2 protein-coding genes are annotated in these 1,017 nt (G+C 65.6%); one reads left to right on the top strand and one right to left on the bottom strand.

Annotation, left to right across the window (positions count from 1 at the left end):
• Positions 1-536 (bottom strand): AraC family transcriptional regulator ligand-binding domain-containing protein (locus Q8M88_RS13010; RefSeq protein WP_305597585.1); only part of this gene is annotated, 536 nt, incomplete at its 3' end.
• 105 nt (positions 537-641) lie between these two features.
• On the opposite strand from Q8M88_RS13010, the gene Q8M88_RS13005 reads away from it, so the two are divergent.
• On the top strand, positions 642-1,017 hold a 376-nt coding region (locus tag Q8M88_RS13005), incomplete at its 3' end, for a carboxymuconolactone decarboxylase family protein (protein ID WP_305597584.1).

Below are 1,017 nucleotides of genomic sequence, written 5' to 3'. Positions count from 1 at the left end.
GCCGCATCCATCGGTGGCGGGTGCCGAAACAGCACCCGGCGTGGCATCCAGTCCGCCCCCAGGAAAAGGCGCATTAGACGGACCTGCACACACATCACCAGTTCTACCGATTGGCGCACCGCCGGGCCGCCCGGTTCACGCACCAGGTCAAAGGACAAAACCGCCACCCCATTGGCCTCCTCCAAGCGTATCAGCAGGCCGTCGTTGAGCACTTGCCGCCGCTCGATCAGTCCGTGCCACGCGTCGCGCAGGGTGGGTTGAAGCAACATCAGCATGCCAGCCGCGCCCAGGTTGGAAATCTGCCGCCGCGCGGCCAGGCGCAAGCCGAAGTCGTCTCTGTCCGCCAGGTGGCTGGCGTCTTCGAGCACGCCCATCACCGCTGCCAGGGGAACACGCTGGTCCGCGTCGGCCAACATGGCCAGCGTCAGGCCGTAGCGCTGCAGCACATCGGCAGCGTTCAAACCGCAGGCCTGCGCCAGCTCTGCAAACCCCGACAGACTGGCTGCGCGGATCAGCAAGGGGGTCGAGCAGATCATGCAGCAGATTGTCACCGAAAGTTAATTGCGTGGCACAAAGTGACAAGCGCCAAACGCCTGGTCGTTTCACAGTACGGGGCAACTCCAACGCAACGGCACCCACCCATGGTCACCTCCAGCCCAAGAAAGAAGACACTGCGCAGCGCGACAACGTCACCGGCGCTTGATCCCGCCTGGGAGGCGTGCGCCTGGCTGGATGCCCCCTGGGCAGACCGCCTGGGTGCGTTGGCACGCGAAGCAGACGAAGCGCCAGGCCTGGACCCCAAGCTGATGGCGTTGGTGGCGTTGGCGGTGGACGCAGCGCCACAAAGCCTGTACCCCCAAGGCATGCGCCGGCACATGCGGCGCGCCCTGATCGCAGGTGCCAGCCTGGAAGAAGTGGCGGCCGTGCTGCGCTATGTGAGCGTGCTCGGGCAACACAGCCTGAAGCTGGGCGCACACATTCTTCTGGAAGAACTGGCCACCCTGCGCCACCGCGACC

It is taken from the genome of Phenylobacterium sp. (assembly GCF_030693805.1).
Classification (GTDB): Bacteria; Pseudomonadota; Alphaproteobacteria; order Caulobacterales; family Caulobacteraceae; genus Phenylobacterium.
Note: the sequence above shows the minus strand (reverse complement) of the source record. Positions and strands in the feature narration are given on the sequence as shown.